This is a genomic window from Mesorhizobium sp. CA10 (genome assembly GCF_020165285.1).
Taxonomy (GTDB): Bacteria; Pseudomonadota; Alphaproteobacteria; order Rhizobiales; family Rhizobiaceae; genus Mesorhizobium.
On record NZ_JAIUHV010000007.1, the window covers coordinates 77,613 to 94,563 of the forward strand.

A 16,951-nucleotide genomic window follows, 5' to 3' on the forward strand; every position below is an offset into this window, starting at 1 on the left:
CTATCTGAGCTTGAGGGTGGACAGGCCGACCAGCGCCAGGATGACGGCAATGATCCAGAAGCGTATCACCACCTGGCTTTCGGTCCAGCCGAGCTTTTCAAAATGGTGATGGATCGGCGCCATCAGGAAGACCCGCTTGCCGGTCATCTTGAAATAGCCGACCTGGATGATGACCGACAGGATCTCGACCACGAACAGGCCGCCGACGATCACCAGCACGATCTCGTGCTTGGTAGCGACCGCGATGGTGCCGATCAGCCCGCCCATCGCCAGCGAGCCGGTGTCGCCCATGAAGATCGCGGCCGGCGGCGCGTTGAACCAAAGGAAGCCGAGGCCCGCGCCAATCACCGCGCCGAGCACGACGGCGAGCTCACCGGTGCCGGGAACGAAATGGATCTGCAGATATTCGGCGAACACCGCGTTGCCCGAAAGATAGGCGATGACGCCGAAGGACGCCGCCGCGATCATGATCGGCACGATCGCCAAGCCGTCGAGGCCGTCGGTCAGGTTCACCGCATTGCCGGCGCCAACGATGACGAAGCAGGAGAACGGCACGAAGAACCAGCCGAGGTTGATCAGGAATTCCTTGGCGAAGGGAAAGGTCAGCGACGACGAGAACGGCGCCTGGCCGTTATGCATGATCACCCAGGCCGCGATGGCGGCGATGACGAACTCGATCGCCAGGCGGGCCTTGCCGGAGAAGCCCAGATGCGACTGCTTGGTGACCTTGAGATAGTCGTCGTAGAAGCCGATCGAGCCGAAGCCGACGGTGACCAGCAACACGACCCAGACATAGATGCTGGACAGGTTTGCCCATAAGAGCGACGAACCGATGATGCCGGACAGGATCATCAGCCCGCCCATGGTCGGCGTTCCGGCCTTCTTGAAATGCGTCTGCGGGCCGTCGGCGCGGATCGGCTGGCCCTTGCCTTGCCGCAGGCGCAGCGAATTGATGATCGTCGGCCCAAAGATGAAGACGATCAGCGCAGACGTGATCAGCGCGCCACCTGTACGAAAAGTGATGTAGCGGAAGACGTTGAAGAACGAGATCTTGTCCGCGAAATCGACGAGCAGTGTGAACATGGTCCTTCCGTCCCCCGGAGCCCGACCTAGGCCGGCTTAATGTTTGTGGCTTCCGCCGGAAATTTGCCGAGCAATGCCTCGACCAGCTTTGAAAACCCGATGCCCTTCGACGACTTGACCATCACCACGTCGCCGGGCCTGAGCGCGGCGATCACGATCGGCTTCAGTTCTTCCGCTCCCGATCGATACTCGGTTGCAATGTCTGACGGCAGGGCCTCGGCCAGCGCCTGCATTTCCGGCCCGCCGAGAAAGACGTTGCGCGTGCCCGTGCCGACGATCAGCTTGGCAAGCGCTGCGTGGAGATCTGCCGAATGGCTGCCGAGCTCCAGCATGTCGCCGAGCACGGCGATGCGCCGGCCCTCGCCCGCGACCGGCGTGGCGTTGAGCAGCGCCATTGCCGCCGCCATCGACGCCGGATTGGCGTTGTAGCTCTCGTCGATCAGCGTGATCGGCCCGTTGGGATGATGCAGGATATGGCGCCGGCCCCGCCCGCGCTCGGCCGAAAGATCTGCCAGTGCCGCCGCGACCTTGTCGAGGTCGGCGCCGACCAGCTGCGCGGCGCCCAGCACCGCCAGCACGTTCTGCACGATATGGCGGCCGGGCGCCCCTACACGGGCGCTCAGATCCCTCTTGCCGATCTTGACGGCGATGTCGGAATGGTCGGCATGAAGCTCGCAGCCGACAAGGCGGAACGCCGAGCGGACATTTTCGCCGAAGCCGAAGACATGCTCGACACCCGCCTCTTTCGCCATTTTGCCGAGCAGCTTCCAGCGTGGATCGTCGCGGTTGAGCAGCGCGGCGCCACCCGGCTCGATTCCCTCGAAAATCTCGGCCTTAGCCATGGCGATCTCGTCGAGATTCTTGAAGAAGCCGAGATGAGCGGCGGCGATTATGGTCACGATGGCGACATGCGGCCTGACCATCTTGACCAGCGGCCGGATCTCGCCCGGATGGTTCATGCCGATCTCGAAGACAGCATAGTCGCAGTCCTGCGGCATGCGCGCCAGCGTCAGCGGCACGCCCCAATGGTTGTTGAACGACTGCGCCGAAGCGTGCACCTTGCCGACCGCCGACAGCACATGGCGCAGCGCTTCCTTGGTGGTCGTCTTGCCGGCCGATCCCGTGACCGCGATGGTCCTGGCCTTCGAGCGGACGCGGGCCGCGACGCCGAGCTTCTCAAGCGCTGCAAGCACGTCCTGCACGACGATCATCGGCGCCGTCAGCCGGCCGAGCGACGGCAGCTTGCCCTCGGCGACGACCAGCACCGCCGCTCCGGCTTTGACCGCCGCTGTCGCGAAATCATGGCCGTCCATCGCTTCGCCCTTGATGGCGAAGAAGGCGTTTCCCGGCTCCAGGCTGCGGCTGTCGATCGAAATGCCGGTGATGCCCTCCGGCAGCAAGCCGATCGGCCTGCCGCCCATGGCTTCGACGAGCGCTTCCGACGTCCACAGCAGGTTCATGCGGCACGCTCCTTGAGCGCCTCACGCACTTCCTCATGGTCGGAGAAGTGAAAGGTTTCGGTGCCGACGGTCTGGCCTTCCTCATGTCCCTTGCCGGCGACGATGAGCGTGTCGCCGGCGCGAAGCATCGCCACCGCCTCGCGGATCGCCTTGCGGCGGTCGCCGATCTCGATGGCGCCGGGCGCGGCAGCAAGGATCGCGGCGCGGATGGTCTCGGGCACTTCGGTGCGCGGGTTGTCGTCGGTGACGATGACGACATCGGCGAGCCGGGTCGCGATCTCGCCCATGATCGGCCTTTTTCCCCGGTCGCGGTCGCCGCCGCAGCCGAACACCACGACGACGCGGCCCGTGGTGAAAGGCCGGACCGAGGTCAGCACATTCTCCAGCGCATCGGGCTTGTGGGCGTAGTCGACATAAACGGGAGCGCCGGCCGCGGTGGCGCCGACGAGGTCGAGCCGGCCCGGCGCACCCTTCAATTTCTCCAATGCCGCCAAGGCTTTGCCCGCGGGTGTTCCAGTCGCGATAGCAAGCCCGGCCGAGACCAGCGCGTTGGCGATCTGGAAATCGCCGGCCAAAGGCAGGTCGACCTCGTGCAGCACGCCGTCGGCCACGATTTCGGCGCGCTGGCGATGCCGCTCATGCTCGACCCGCTTCAGCGTCAGGAAATCGCCATGGCGGCCGACGGTCAGCACTTCCAGCCCCGCCGCTTTCGCGGCTTCGATGGTCGGCTCCGACCACGGATCGTCGGCAAAGACGATGGCGGGCGCGCCCTTCGGCAGCAGCGTGTCGAACAGGCGCAGCTTGGCGCGGTGATAATCCTCCACTGTCGGATGGTAATCCATGTGGTCGCGGCCGAGATTGGTGAAAGCGCCGGCCGCCAGCTTCACCCCGTCGAGGCGGCGCTGGTCGAGGCCGTGGCTCGAAGCTTCCATCGAGGCGTGGGTGACGCCCGCATCCGCCAGCTCCTTGAGCAATCGGTGCAACGCCACCGGGTCGGGCGTCGTCAGCGAGCCATATTCGTTGCGGCCGGGCGCTACGACGCCGGTCGTGCCGATCGAGGCGGCGGCAAAACCCGCCTGCTCCCAGATCTGGCGGGTGAAGGCGGCGACGGATGTCTTGCCGGCGGTGCCGGTGACGGCGACCATGGTCTGCGGCTGGCGTCCGAAGAAGCGCGCCGCGCTGAGCGCCAGCGCCAGGCGCGGATCATCGACGGCAAGGACCGGGATCGACAGGCTGGAGACGCTCGCGCCCTTGCCGGTGACGATCGCCGCGGCGCCGCAGGCCGCGGCGTCGGCCGCATAGGCCGAGCCGTCGGCCTTACTGCCGGCAAGCGCGAAGAAGACGACGCCGGACTTGACCGCGCGGGAATCGGAGGAAAGTCCGGTCACCTCCAGATCGGGGAAAGCTGTTCCCTCGACAGGCAGGATACCGGCTAGATCTTTTAGATGCATTGAGTCCCGTTCACCGCAACAAAATAGCGCGCAGTTGCCGGCGCGCCCCAAGAATCACTGATAGGAAACCAGCGTTGCACCATTTTCATGGCTGAAATCTGGCTTCACGCCAAGCATGGCCGCAGAACGCCTGATGATATTGCCAGCCATAACTCCCGCATTGTTGGCAGCGACGTCGGTCATCCCGGGCTTTTCCGGATGAGGAGCGTCAGCGATCGTGAACACCAGAAATTGCGGATCGTCCATCGGGAAGGCGGCGACGAAGGTGTTGAAGTTCAACTCCTTGGAGTAGCGGCCGTTGATGACCTTCTCGGCCGTTCCTGTCTTTCCACCGACCCGGTAGCCGGGGGCCCTGGCGTTTCTGGCCGAGCCCTTCTCGGCGTTGAGCGTATAGAGGTAGCGCATGCCTTCGACCGTCTTGTCGCTGACCACTCTCTTGGCCACCGCCATGGCCTCCTCCTCGCTGCGGACCAGGAATGTCGGCTCGATCAGATAGCCCTGCATCAGCGCCGCGCAGCCGACGGCGGCCTGCAGCGGCGTCGTCGACACGCCGTGGCCGAAGGCGATGGTGAACGAGTTGACCTGTTTCCAGACCTTGGGTTCGGTCGGGCGGGCGACCTCCGGCAGTTCGGTCTGCATCCGGTCCAGAATGCCGAGGCGGTGCAGGAATTCGCGGTGCCCTTCGATGCCGACCAGCTCGGCCTCCCTGGCCGACCCGATGTTGGACGAAAAGAGAAACACTTCCGGCAGCGACAGCACGCGGTTCTTGCCGTGGAAATCGTGGATGGCCTGATGGCCGACCCGGATCGGATGCGAAGCGTCGAAGCGGCTCGTCATCGTCGCCTTGCCGGAATCGAGCGCCATGGCCGAGGTGAAGCTCTTGAAGGTTGAGCCCATCTCGTAAAGACCGGCCGACATGCGGTTCAGCCGGTCTTTCTCCTGCGCATTATACGGATTGTTCGGATCGAAATCCGGCACCGAGGCCATGGCCATCACTTCGCCGGTCTTGATGTTCAGCACGACGGCGCCGGCGCCGATGGCGCGATAGCGCTCAAGGCCTGCGGCGATCTCGTCGCGCACCACATGCTGGACGCGCAGATCGATCGAAAGCCTGACCGGCTTGAGATCCTTGGCCACCGCGAGCCCCGACGCCTGCAGGTCGCTCAGCCCCTGCTCGTCGATATACTTCTCCATGCCGGAGATGCCCTGGTTGTCGATGTTGGTGAGGCCGACGATATAGGACGAGGTCTCGCCGCTCGGATAGAAGCGGCGCTTTTCGGTGCGGAAGCCCAGGCCGGGAACGCCCAGCGCCAGGATGTCGGCCTGCTGCTTCGGCGTCAGCTGGCGCTGCAACCAGACGAAGCCGGCGCCGCTCTTGAGCTTGCGATAGGTCTGCTCGTAGTCGATCTCCGGCAGCACGGTCGACAATCTCTCGATCGCTTCGTCGGCGTCGACGATGCGGCGCGGCTCGGCAAACAGCGACGCGGTCTTGATGTCGGTCGCCAGCACCTCGCCATTGCGGTCGACGATATCCGGACGTGATGCAGTGACGCGGTTCTCCGGGCCGCCCGAAAGATCGGGATTCTGCAGCCCGAGATAGACGAGCCTGCCGGCGATTGTCGAATAAATGGTGAAGAACACCGCCATGGTCATGACGATGCGCGTCTTGGCCTTGCCGCCAGTCGCCTTGCGGGCGGCGTCGACGACGATCGAGCCGTCCTCAACCTGCTTCTTCCGGCGCGTCAGCAGGCCGCCGATCCTTGGAAGGCCGATCATTGAACGGTGCTCCCGGTGACCACCGGATCCTTGCCGTCCGAGGGCTCCTTGCCCGAATTGTCGGCCATGCCGCCAAGCTGCTGCGAGGAGAGGTCTTCGATGGTCACGGGTTTCACCGGAATGTCGTCGAGCCCGCCGATCTGGTGCGCGTTGACCGGTTCGAGCCCGAGCTGGCTCTTATAGACGTCTGCAAGCTTCTGCAGTCGCGACGGCTGAGTGAGCAGGCTCCAGTCCGCCTTGAGGAGATCGATGGTCTCTTCCTCGTAGTGGATCTGCGCCTGGATCTTCTGCACGGCCGCCTGTTGCTCTTCGGCTTCGCGCTTCGTTTTGTAGGTCAGCGCCGCGGCCGAGACCATGACGGCGATCAGGACTATGTCGCTGGTACGAAACACGTGCTCACCTCTCCCCCGGCCGCTCGACGGCGGGAAGCTTTGGAAGGCCGAAAATCGAAAAATCGCCGGCGCGCGCCGGCGCCTCGGTGCGGATCGCGGCGCGCAGCCTGGCCGAGCGCGCCCGCGGGTTGGCGTCCAGCTCGGCCTCTCCCGCCGTCACGCCGCCGCCGGCCTTGCGGAAGGTCGCAATGCGCACGGGCGCGTCAGGCATGTGCCGCGAGCCGCTGGCCGCCTCGGAGCGGTCGGCGATGAAGCGCTTGACGATGCGGTCTTCCAGCGAATGGAACGTCACCACAGCTAGCCGTCCGCCGGGCCTCAGCGCCCGCTCGGCAGCCAGCAGCGCCCTTGCGAGCTCGCCAAGCTCGTCATTGACGAATATGCGCAGCGCCTGGAAGACACGCGTGGCCGGATGGATCTTGTCCTTCGGCCCGCGTCCGATATGGGTTTCGATGGCGTGGGCGAGATCGAGCGTGCGTTCGAAGGGCTTCTTCTCGCGACGGCTCTCGATCATGCGCGCGATGCGGCCGGCATGGCGCTCCTCGCCGAGAAAGCCGAAGATGCGGGCAAGGTCGCCCGCCTTGAAGGTGTTGACGACGTCGGCGGCAGAGAGACCCGCCTGCGCCATGCGCATGTCGAGTGGCCCGTCGGCGCGAAAGGAAAAGCCCCGCTCCGCCTGGTCGAGTTGCATCGAGGAAACGCCGATATCGAGCACCACGCCGTCGGCGCCCTCGACATGCTCGTCCAGCGTTGAGAACGGCGCCTGGACAAGCCTCAGCCTGCCGCCGGACTGTCGTTCGAGCGCCCTGCCCGCCGCGATCGCGTCCGGGTCGCGGTCGATGGCGACGACAGAGGCGCCGCGATCAAGGATGGCGCTGGTGTAGCCGCCGGCGCCGAATGTCCCGTCGACGATCGTCTCGCCGGCCTTCGGCGCAAGCGCGTCGATCACCTCGGCAAGGAGGACCGGAATGTGACGGGCCGGTCCGCCAACGGCGTGAGGGTCATCGCCGTGGCCAGCCATCATTCCGATCGCTCCCCGGGCTTCGTCCCCTGCCGAAGCTGCAAAAGCCTGGCCCGCGCCTGCGCCCCATAGGCGGCAAGCCGTCCGGGCTCCCAGACTTGAAAGAAATTGCCGCGGCCGACAAAGGCCACCTCGTTCGAGATGCCCGTATGCTCGCGGATGAAATCGGTCATGGTGATGCGGCCGTCCTGGTCGAGCTTCAGAAATGTCCCGTCGCCATGGCAAAAGAACGACATGTCGTCCGCCGTCTGCAGAAAGGGATCCTCCAGCGCGATCCGCTGCTCGTAGCGGTCGAGCAGGTCGAGCCCGCCGACATCCATGGCCGGCAGATCCAGGCAGCGTAGCGCGTAGAGTTCCGAATAGCCGCGTTTTTGCACCACGGCGCGAAAATGCGCCGGAACGGACACCCGTCCCTTCGCATCGATCTTGCTCACCGTGTTTGACAGAAACCGGTCCAATAAACGCTACAGCCGCTGTTGCCGCTGCACCCCTCATGTTGTTCTCCGCGCCCCTGCCGCATTTGCGGCAAATCGCTTCATTCACCGGGGCGAAAACCGACAAACGCGCAGCCGCCGCGGCTGCCCGATTGGCGTACGCTTCACCCTGACGCGGAACGAAAGCTTGATCTGAATGGGATATCATGGGGCACTATGGGCGTCAACGGGAGCAGGCATCACAAACAAACGCGCACAACCAGAAAGCGCAGGCTGAAGACACGTCTCGTCTTTATCGTCCATTAAGCCTAACGAAGCGTTTAGAGCCCTCTGGCCCAAAAAGACCCAGCTTGCCGCGCACAGCCGGCGCGCATAGCGTCGGTTGAAGTTTTCTGCCCAAAGGATCGAGCCGATGTCCGACACTGCGAAGTCACGCGCCGCAACACTTGCCCATTTGCGCAGCGCCGATTTCGCCAAGGGTGATCCCATTCCCTTGCCGCTGACCATGGCCTCGATCTTCCACGCACCGGGCGATGCGACGGGTTTCGATCAATATGGCCGCTTCAGCAACCCGACCTGGCATGCAGTCGAGCACGCGCTCGGCCATCTGGAAGAGGCGCAATGCATTATTTTTCCGTCGGGAATGGCCGCGATTTCCGCGGCTTTGTTCGCGCTCGTCAAATCGGGCGACCGCATCCTCTTGCCGTCGGACGGCTATCACACGACACGGGCCTTGGCCGAACGTTTTCTGAAACCGCTCGGCGTCGCTTATGACCTGAGGCCGACGGAAAGCATGCTCGATGGCGGCTTCGCCGGCTACCGGGCGGTTTTCGTTGAAAGTCCGTCGAACCCGCGACTGGACATTTGCGACATCGCCGCCGTCGCCAACGCCGTCCATGCGCAAGGCGGAACCCTGATCGTCGACAACACGACGATGACGCCCTTCGGCCAGCGCCCGCTCGATCTTGGCGCCGACATCGTGGTCTCGGCCGACACCAAGGCGATCAATGGCCATTCGGACGTTCTCTTCGGCCATGTCGCCAGCCGCAACCCCGACATTGTCGCCAGGGTGAAGGATTGGCGCGAGACGGTCGGCGGCATCCCCGGACCGTTCGAGGCATGGCTGGTGCATCGCGGCCTCGAAACGCTGGAAGTGCGCTTCGATCGCATGTGTTCGTCGGCTGAAACCATCGCGCGGCGGCTGAAGGGTCATCGCGCCGTCAGCGGCCTGCGCTTTCCCGGGCTCGAGGGCGATGCCTCGCACAATCTGGCGCGCGCTCAGATGGAGCGCTTCGGCTTCCTGATTTCGTTCGAGCTGGCCTCCGAAGAACAGGCAGAGGCGTTCATCGACGGTTGCGCGCTGATCGAATCGGCAACGTCCTTCGGCGGCGTGCACACATCGGCCGAGCGGCGCTCGAAACGCGGCGACGCCGTTCCGCCGGGCTTCGTTCGCCTGGCCATCGGCTGCGAGCCGGTCGAGGAGCTTTGGCAGGCGATCGAGGAATCTCTGGACAAGATCGGCGCCTAGTCCGCCTACTTAATCAGATCGTCAGCCTCGATCTTGCGCCGGCCGTGCAGCACGCGGATTTCGATCGCATCCTCTCCAATGCGGTAAAAGGTTAGATATTCGCCGACGATGAGATGGCGAATGCCCGGAGTGATATCGTCGCGTAAGGGACCAGATGACGGATAGATGGCGAGTTGCCAACGGTTTTCGATGCGATCGAGCAGTCGGTCCACTGCGGCTTCGCTATCACGCGCACCATACTACCCAATCGCGATCAAATCCTCTTCGGCGTGCGAAGTTCGAACGATGCGTAACAAGTGTCATACCGTTCCGCCAGACCGAAATCGCTTGCGCGCCTCAGCTTTGATCTCCTCCATGGACACGAACCGGCCAGGCCCGCTGTCGATCCCCTCCTGCACCAGTTTCCGCAGCTCTTCGACGCTGTATCCTAGCAAGTCGCGCCGCTCCTTCCATTGCCTGAGCGCCTCGCGGATCACCTCGCTGGCCGAGGCGTATTCGCCAGCCGCGACGACATCGTCGACCGCGGCCGCCAGTTCCGGTGAAAGCGTGATACTGCGTTTATCGACCTGGCCCATGATGCACTCCTGCTCTTCCCCGAAGGTGCGATTTAATCGCACCAGCTTCAAGGACAGGTTCGACCACGCCGGGGAAGCTGTCTTGCAGAATGCTTGAATCGGAAGGCACGCCTTTCGGCGTAACCTCCTGATCCCGTTCAGCTATCGCTACGAGAAAAATGCCAGCTGGCCTGTAAGCCGGGTTCTGTATGGCCCTCGCCTCGCGGCGAGAACGTGGCGGCCATTCATCTTGGGCGCATGTCGCCATGCGCCTCACGCAACCTACCCGGACGGTGGGCCGGAAACAGCCCTCGAAGGTTTCCCTTCGCACCGCCCCTATTCGGTTTTGCTCCCGGTGGGGTTTGCCCTGCCGCTTCTGTTGCCAGTCGCGCGGTGGGCTCTTACCCCACCCTTTCACCCTTGCCGCGGCCGAAGCCGCGGCGGTTTGCTTTCTGTGGCACTTTCCCTGGGGTCGCCCCCGCCGGCCGTTAGCCGGCACCGTGTCTCCATGGAGCCCGGACTTTCCTCACCCGCAACCTTTCGGCACGCGCGGGCGCGGCCGCCCGGCCAGCTGACAAGGGCGTATAAAGGGATTCCCGCCTGAAAACGCAAACGAAAAAGCTGTTGCCGTCGCCCAAATGCGCAGCGGTTTGGGACAACGACGCGCTTGAAACAGACACGCGTCGCCCAAATCCACTTCGGCGGACGAGCTTAGGCCGGCGAACCCAGCGCTGCCATCTGCACCTTCACCTTGCTGCAATAGGCGGCCGAAATCGGATTCATCCGCGTCGCGCCGTGGCCGGCATTGTATTTCAGGATCGTGCCGCAGGTGGTGCCACCGCCGAGACCCTGCGCCATCGCGAGGTACTTCATGCCGTATTTGATATTGGTGTCGGGATCGAACAGCCCCTTGGCCGAACCGGTGTAACCCATCATGCGCGCCGTGGCCGGCTTGATCTGCATCAGGCCGATCTCCCCGGCGCTGCCGACCAGATTCGGCCGGTAGTTGCTTTCGATCTTGATGACGGCGCTGGCCAGGGACACCGGCACGCCGTAGCTCGCGGCATAGCGGGCAATGATCGACGAATACTGGCCGCCGCCGGGTGCGGCGGGTGTCGCCAGAGCGATCTTGCCCGCGGGGATCGAGGCTGTCGTGGTGAGATCGATCGTCTTTCTGACGCGCTTGGCGCGCTTGGCCGTCGATTTCGCCGCCTTGGTCGCGGCGGCCTTCTGCACCTTAGCCGGGGCTCTCTTGATCTTTGGCGCTTTGTTCGCCGGGGCAGCCTTGGTCGTAGGGGCGACGGCAAGGCCATTGTCTGCCCTAAGGCTTAAGGGGGCGCTGTTTGCCGGACTGAAGGCAAAGCTTATTACTCCGGCAGCAACGGCTGCCGCTACAACGGTCAATTTCTGCATGTAATCCTGTTCTGTTAGAACCGCGCGAAGAACTTCGCGCAGTTGTGTCAATTCAACATCGGAGCATCAGAGGGGCTAGACGTCCAACAACTTGCGGGAGAGGCATTTGGCGACAGAATTGGCGGCAATGAAGGCGGCGCAATTCACTTTAAGTAACGGGTTGTAATTTAATGACCTTATCGCGACTATTTGGCGGAGGCTGCCGTAACGGAAGTCAGGAGCCTCTGCAGCGTGCGGATCGTCGAATTGTCGGCCACGCCATCCACCAGCCGCCGCCGGAAATGCCGCTGGAACGCCGCCACCGCGATTTCCGTCTGCCGGTCGTAAATACCCGATATCTCAATACCATAGCCATAGAGCGCCAGCATCGACTGCAGCGCCTCGACATCGGAGCCGGTGTCGCCGGCCTTCAACGCGGCGCCCGGTTTTATCGGCGCCGCCGGTACGAGGTGACCGATACCGGCCGCGAACAGAACCTTCCACGGAAATTTTTCGCCCGGGTCGACCTTGCGGCCCGGCGCCACGTCGGAATGGGCAAGCACCCTTGTCGCTGGGATGGAATAACGGCCCACGATGCCCGCGCACAAATCGATCACGGCGTCGATCTGCCGCCTCGGAAAGGCCTTGTAGCCCAGTGAATGCCCGGGATTGACGATCTCGATGCCGACCGAGCAGGAATTGATGTCGGTGCGCCCGAGCCAGGAGCTCTTGCCGGCATGCCAGGCGCGATCGCTCTCGCGCACCATCTGGATGATGCGGCCATCTTCGTGGACAAGATAATGCGAGGACACTTCACTTGCTGGATCGCACAGCCACGCCTCGGCGCCGGCGCCGGTTGCCATGCCGGTATAGTGCAGCACGATCATGTCGGGCCGCAGCGTCTCGCGGCGCGGACCGAAATTCGGCGACACCCGGACCTCGGCACCTGGCTGGTCGGGCAGGAAACCGCTCATGCGTGCCTGAGGCCCCGCTCGATCATTTCATAGGCGGCATTGATCGCCGCGACCCTGGTCGTGGCGATCTTGATGAATTCTTGCGGCAAGCCGCGTGCGATCAACCTGTCGGGGTGATTGTCCGAGATCAGCTTGCGGTAGCGCTTCCTGATTTCCTCGAACGGCTTGCCGCGCTCGATGCCCAGCACGACGTAAGGATCGGCGGCGCCGAGATTGACGTGCCGCGACAGGATCGTCTCGTAATGCGCCTCATCGATCCGGAAGATCTCCGCGATCCGATGCAGGAACTGCCCTTCCCTCTCATGGATCAGGCCGTCAGCCTTGGCGATATGGAATAGGCCGTCGAGTATGTCTTCCAGCATCATGCAGTTGGCATGGCCGGAACCGCAGAGTTGCGCCATGCGCCGGGCGTAGGTCTCGAACCCGGCGACGTCCTGCTTGGCGATGTCGTAAAGCCGCGCCACGTTGCGCGTCTCGCTCGGCGGCACCTCGAAGATGTCCTGGAAGGCGCGCACCTCGTCCTGCGTGACGATGCCGTCGGCCTTGGCCATCTTGGCCGAGAGCGCGATCATCGCCACCGAAAAGGCTACGCGCCGGCGCAAGTCCGGATCGCCGGAAAACACGGTGCGCACAGCTTCAACGACGTCCGCGACGCCCGAGGACGCCGACGACGAAACACGAGCGATGAAGTCGCCAAGGCGGTCCCAAATCGACATGTCGGCTTCATAGAGCGAACCGGGCGGTTCTATCAAGCCGGGACGATGCCGCAGTTGACCGGCGATGCGCGGGATCGACGGCGCAAAAAGAAGGCCGGCAGTGCCGGCCTTCTTCGATTGTGGGACGGCCCTTACTGCGCAGGCGCGGTAGGAGCCGGTTTTGTTGCCGGAGCCGGTTCAGCAGGCTTCGAAGCGTCGGGCGAAGCCGGTTTCATCGGCTGTTCGTTGGCCGGCGGATTGGTGCTCTGGGTGGTGGTATTGTCAGTGCCGGTGCCACTGTCGCTACAAGCCGCGACCCCCAGCAGGGCGAGCGCCGAGACCGACGCCAGAATGAGCTTCTTCATGCTATCTCTCCTTCGACAGACGCTCACATTTCGGTGAGCGGTCGCAGGGGAAATGCATCAGCCAGCTGCCGGTTTCGTAACGTTGCATTTCCACGTGTAACATCAACTAGCGATTGCTGGCGCCGAAATCCCGAACTAACACAACATACGCCAAAGAGATTATGGATAAGCAGAATGCCGGCAGCCGTGGGAACTGGGAAATGGGACTTCTGGATCGACCGCGGCGGCACCTTTACCGACGTCATCGGCCGTGATCCGCGGGGCCGGCTGCACCCCCGAAAACTCCTGTCCGAAAATCCCGAGGCGTATGCGGACGCCGCCATCCAGGGCATCCGCGACCTGTTGGGCCTGAAAGCCGGCGCCGCCATTTCCGCCGACGCGATCGGCGACGTCAAAATGGGCACGACCGTTGCCACCAATGCGCTGCTCGAGCGCAAGGGCGACCGTGTGCTGCTGCTCATCACCAAGGGGTTCCGCGACGCTTTGCGCATCGCCTATCAGGCAAGGCCGGATATCTTTGCCAAGGAGATCATCCTGCCGGAGCAGCTCTACGAGCGGGTGATCGAGATCAATGAACGCGTGCGCGCCGACGGCTGCGTCGAGCGCCTGCTCGACATCGCGGCCTGCCGCCCAGCGATCGAGCAGGCGAAGGCCGACGGCATCGACGCGGTCGCCATCGTCTTCATGCACGCCTGGAAATACCCGGACCACGAAAAGGCCGTGGCGAAAGTCTGCCGCAAGATCGGCTTCAGCCAGATCTCGGTCTCTCACGAGGTCTCTCCGCTCATCAAGCTGGTCGGCCGCGGCGACACCACGGTGGTCGACGCCTATCTGTCGCCGATCCTGTCGCGCTATGTGCAGCGGGTGGCCGGCGAACTGGGCGCCGGACCGCGCCTGATGTTCATGATGTCGTCGGGCGGCCTCACCGCCGCCGACATGTTCCAGGGCAAGGACGCGCTGCTTTCGGGACCGGCGGGTGGCGTCGTCGGCATGGTCGAGACGGCGAAGCTCGCCGGCTTCGACAAGGTCATCGGCTTCGACATGGGCGGCACGTCGACCGATGTCGCCCACTATGACGGCGAATATGAGCGCGCTTTCGACACCGAGGTCGCCGGCGTTCGCATCCGCGCGCCGATGATGCGCATCCACACCGTCGCCGCCGGCGGCGGCTCGATCCTGCACTATGAGGCGGGCCGCTTCCGCGTCGGCCCGGATTCTGCCGGTGCCAATCCCGGGCCTGCCGCCTACCGGCGCGGCGGCCCGCTCGCCGTCACCGATGCCAATGTCATGCTCGGCAAATTGCAGCCCGATTTCTTTCCGGCGATTTTCGGCGCGGGCCAAGACCAAGCGCTCGACATCGGCACGGTTGGCGAAAAATTCGCGGCGCTTGCCGCCGAAATCGGCGACGGCCGGACGCCCGAGGCGGTCGCCGAAGGCTTTGTCACCATCGCCGTCGAGAACATGGCCAACGCCATCAAGAAGATCTCGGTGCAGCGCGGCTATGACGTCACCGAATATCTTTTGAACTGTTTTGGCGGCGCCGGCGGCCAGCACGCCTGCCTGGTCGCCGATGCGCTCGGCATGGAAGCGGTGCTCATCCATCCCTTCTCCGGCCTTCTCTCGGCTTACGGCATCGGCCTCTCGTCGGTCTTCGCCTCGCGCCAACAGGGTCTGCTGCAGCCGCTTGCCGAAGAATCCCGCGCGGCGATCGAGGCACTCATCGCGGCACTGCGCGGCGACGTCATTACCGAGCTCGGCGAGCAAGGCATTGCCGGGGACGCGGTTTCAACGAGGCCTGTCCTGCATATCCGCTATGACGGCACCGATACGGCGCTGCCGGTGAATTTCGAGCATGGCTCGATCTTCCGCGCCAGAAGCGATTTCGAGGCCGCGCACAAGGCGCAGTTCGGTTTCGTCTATGACGACAAGCCGATCGTCGTCGAGACCGTCGCCGTCGAAGGCATGGAAGTCGCCCGACAGGACAAGGCTGAAGCCCCGGCGCTCGCCGGACCGGCAGGAATTGACGCCAAACCCTTGGAAAGCCGGCGCATCTACACCGAAGGCCGCTGGCACGAGGCCGGCGTCTATCGCCGCGAAGGCCTGCGGCCGTCCCACACTGTCGCCGGGCCCGCGCTTATCATCGAGCCGAACCAGACCATCGTTGTCGAGCCGGGCTGGCGCGCCGAAATCACCGGTCTCAATCACGTCGTGATACGCCGGACAGAAAGAAAGACGCGTGCCGCGGCACTCGGCACCGAGGCCGATCCGGTGATGCTGGAGGTCTTCAACAACCTCTTCATGTCGATCGCCGAACAGATGGGCGTGACGCTGCAGAACACCGCCTATTCGGTCAACATCAAGGAACGGCTCGACTTCTCCTGTGCCGTGTTCGACCGCCACGGCGCGCTGGTCGCCAACGCGCCGCATATGCCGGTGCATCTGGGTTCAATGGACCGTTCGGTGGAGACAATCATCCGCCTGAACTCCGGCGATATCCATCCCGGTGACGTCTTCGCGCTCAACGCGCCCTATAATGGCGGCACGCATTTGCCCGACATCACCGTGGTGACGCCGGTGTTTGACGACGCCCGCAAGGAAATCCTGTTCTGGGCGGCCTCGCGCGGCCATCACGCCGATGTCGGCGGCACCGCGCCGGGCTCGATGACGCCGCTTGCGACAACGGTCGACGAAGAAGGCGTACTGTTCGACAATTTCCGCATCGTCGATCGCGGCCGCTTCCGCGAGAAGGAGCTGGAAACGCTGCTGACCGACCATCCTTATCCGGCGCGCAATCCCGTCCAGAACATCGCCGACTTGAAGGCGCAGATCGCCGCCAACGAAAAGGGCGTGGCGGAGCTGCGCAAGATGGTCGCGCATTTCGGGCTCGATGTGGTCGAGGCCTATATGGGCCACGTACAGGACAATGCCGCCGAGAGCGTGCGCCGCGTGATCGAGCGGCTTCCCGACAGCGCGGCCTACGAATATCCCACCGACACCGGCCAGGTGATCAAGGTGAAGATTACCGTCGACCGGCAAAGGCGCGAGGCGACCGTCGATTTCACCGGCACGTCGCCTGTCATGAAGAACAACTTCAACGCGCCGGAGCCCGTCGCCCGCGCCGCGGTGCTCTATGCCTTCCGCGTCATGGTCGAGGACATGATCCCGATGAATGCCGGCTGCCTCAGGCCGATCAACATCGTTATTCCGGATGGTTGCATGCTCAAGCCGTCCTATCCCGCGGCCGTCGTCGCCGGCAATGTCGAAACCTCGCAGCATGTCACCAACGCGCTGTTCGGCGCGATGGGCGCGATGGCCAACGCCCAAGGCACGATGAACAACCTCACCTTCGGCAACAAGAAATACCAGTATTACGAGACGATCTGCTCCGGCTCGCCGGCCGGCCGGATGAATTCGGGCCGGGGCTTTGCCGGCACGTCCGGCGTCCATACCCATATGACCAATTCGCGCCTCACAGATCCGGAGGTGCTGGAACTGCGCTTCCCCGTCGTGCTGGAAGACTTCCATATCCGCAAGGATTCCGGCGGCAAGGGCAAGTGGAATGCCGGCGACGGCACCAGGCGCACCATCCGCTTCCTCGAAAAGATGGAATGCGCGATTCTGTCCTCGCACCGCAATCGCCCGCCCCAGGGCCTCGACGGCGGCGGTGACGGCGAGGCGGGCTCGACCAAGGTCAGGCGCAATGACGGCTCGGTCGACATCCTGAAGGCCTGCGACCAGACCACGCTCGATACCGGCGAGGCCGTCATCGTCACCACGCCGACACCGGGAGCGTTCGGAAAAGCGTAAGAACAGCGTCAACAGGCTGTCA

At 63.9% G+C, this 16,951-nt stretch carries 14 protein-coding genes, 1 other RNA gene and 1 pseudogene; 2 read left to right on the plus strand and 14 right to left on the minus strand.

The genetic code is table 11. From position 1 onward, the window contains the following. From mraY to mraZ, 7 genes are read right to left on the minus strand one after another with little or no spacing between them, the layout of a single operon-like run. Complete coding sequence (mraY, locus tag LB535_RS16385; RefSeq protein ID WP_095768991.1) at window positions 1–1,083, minus strand: phospho-N-acetylmuramoyl-pentapeptide-transferase; 1,083 nt, start codon at window positions 1,081–1,083, stop codon at window positions 1–3. Window positions 1,084–1,109: 26 nt separating this feature from the next. After that, the gene (locus LB535_RS16390) at window positions 1,110–2,543 is read right to left on the minus strand and encodes a UDP-N-acetylmuramoylalanyl-D-glutamyl-2,6-diaminopimelate--D-alanyl-D-alanine ligase (RefSeq protein WP_224632941.1); all 1,434 of its coding nucleotides are present in this window, start codon (window positions 2,541–2,543) and stop codon (window positions 1,110–1,112) included. Then, entirely contained in the window at window positions 2,540–3,994 is a 1,455-nt protein-coding gene (locus LB535_RS16395; RefSeq protein ID WP_224632942.1) for a UDP-N-acetylmuramoyl-L-alanyl-D-glutamate--2,6-diaminopimelate ligase, read from the minus strand. The genes LB535_RS16390 and LB535_RS16395 overlap by 4 nt, the downstream gene beginning before the upstream one ends. A 54-nt stretch (window positions 3,995–4,048) precedes the next feature. Then, window positions 4,049–5,770: a peptidoglycan D,D-transpeptidase FtsI family protein gene (locus LB535_RS16400; protein ID WP_224632943.1), complete on the minus strand. Its 1,722-nt coding sequence runs from the start codon at window positions 5,768–5,770 to the stop codon at window positions 4,049–4,051. Then, window positions 5,767–6,162: a hypothetical protein gene (locus tag LB535_RS16405; RefSeq protein WP_095768987.1), complete on the minus strand. Its 396-nt coding sequence runs from the start codon at window positions 6,160–6,162 to the stop codon at window positions 5,767–5,769. Before LB535_RS16405 ends, LB535_RS16400 begins: the two co-directional genes overlap by 4 nt. 4 nt (window positions 6,163–6,166) lie before the next feature. Further along, window positions 6,167–7,183 (minus strand): 16S rRNA (cytosine(1402)-N(4))-methyltransferase RsmH, encoded by a 1,017-nt coding sequence (gene rsmH / locus LB535_RS16410; protein ID WP_224632944.1) that lies wholly within the window; start codon window positions 7,181–7,183, stop codon window positions 6,167–6,169. After that, a complete protein-coding gene (mraZ, locus tag LB535_RS16415; protein WP_140839693.1) occupies window positions 7,180–7,638 on the minus strand; it encodes a division/cell wall cluster transcriptional repressor MraZ in 459 nt (152 codons plus the stop codon). Before mraZ ends, rsmH begins: the two co-directional genes overlap by 4 nt. A gap of 388 nt (window positions 7,639–8,026) precedes the next feature. Between mraZ and LB535_RS16420 the strand changes: the two genes are divergently transcribed. Further along, window positions 8,027–9,142, plus strand: coding sequence for a cystathionine gamma-lyase (locus LB535_RS16420; RefSeq protein WP_224632945.1), 1,116 nt, complete (start codon window positions 8,027–8,029; stop codon window positions 9,140–9,142). 5 nt (window positions 9,143–9,147) lie between these two features. On the opposite strand, the pseudogene LB535_RS16425 reads toward LB535_RS16420, so the two are convergent. The 7 genes and pseudogenes from LB535_RS16425 to LB535_RS16455 all read right to left on the minus strand — a co-directional run. Continuing rightward, window positions 9,148–9,363, minus strand: a pseudogene (locus tag LB535_RS16425) (type II toxin-antitoxin system RelE/ParE family toxin); the annotation flags it as partial. A 78-nt stretch (window positions 9,364–9,441) separates the two neighbouring features. Then, window positions 9,442–9,717: a type II toxin-antitoxin system ParD family antitoxin gene (locus tag LB535_RS16430; RefSeq protein WP_224632947.1), complete on the minus strand. Its 276-nt coding sequence runs from the start codon at window positions 9,715–9,717 to the stop codon at window positions 9,442–9,444. A 157-nt stretch (window positions 9,718–9,874) separates the two neighbouring features. Beyond that, window positions 9,875–10,271: RNase P RNA component class A (rnpB, locus tag LB535_RS16435), an RNA gene on the minus strand. Between the two features lie 136 nt (window positions 10,272–10,407). Then, window positions 10,408–11,109, minus strand: coding sequence for a lytic transglycosylase domain-containing protein (locus tag LB535_RS16440; protein WP_224632948.1), 702 nt, complete (start codon window positions 11,107–11,109; stop codon window positions 10,408–10,410). Between the two features lie 185 nt (window positions 11,110–11,294). Then, on the minus strand, window positions 11,295–12,062 hold the full coding sequence (locus LB535_RS16445) for an N-acetylmuramoyl-L-alanine amidase (RefSeq protein WP_224632949.1): 768 nt from the start codon (window positions 12,060–12,062) through the stop codon (window positions 11,295–11,297). Then, window positions 12,059–12,778, minus strand: a complete 720-nt coding sequence (locus tag LB535_RS16450) for a J domain-containing protein (RefSeq protein WP_140839681.1) — start codon at window positions 12,776–12,778, stop codon at window positions 12,059–12,061. The genes LB535_RS16445 and LB535_RS16450 overlap by 4 nt, the downstream gene beginning before the upstream one ends. Window positions 12,779–12,909: 131 nt before the next feature. Next, window positions 12,910–13,122 carry a hypothetical protein gene (locus LB535_RS16455; RefSeq protein WP_095768981.1) on the minus strand — a complete coding sequence of 71 codons (213 nt, stop codon included), beginning with the start codon at window positions 13,120–13,122 and terminating at the stop codon, window positions 12,910–12,912. A 174-nt stretch (window positions 13,123–13,296) separates the two neighbouring features. Between LB535_RS16455 and LB535_RS16460 the strand changes: the two genes are divergently transcribed. Further along, window positions 13,297–16,929 carry a hydantoinase B/oxoprolinase family protein gene (locus LB535_RS16460; protein ID WP_224632950.1) on the plus strand — a complete coding sequence of 1,211 codons (3,633 nt, stop codon included), beginning with the start codon at window positions 13,297–13,299 and terminating at the stop codon, window positions 16,927–16,929. The last annotated feature ends 22 nt before the right edge of the window (window positions 16,930–16,951 follow it).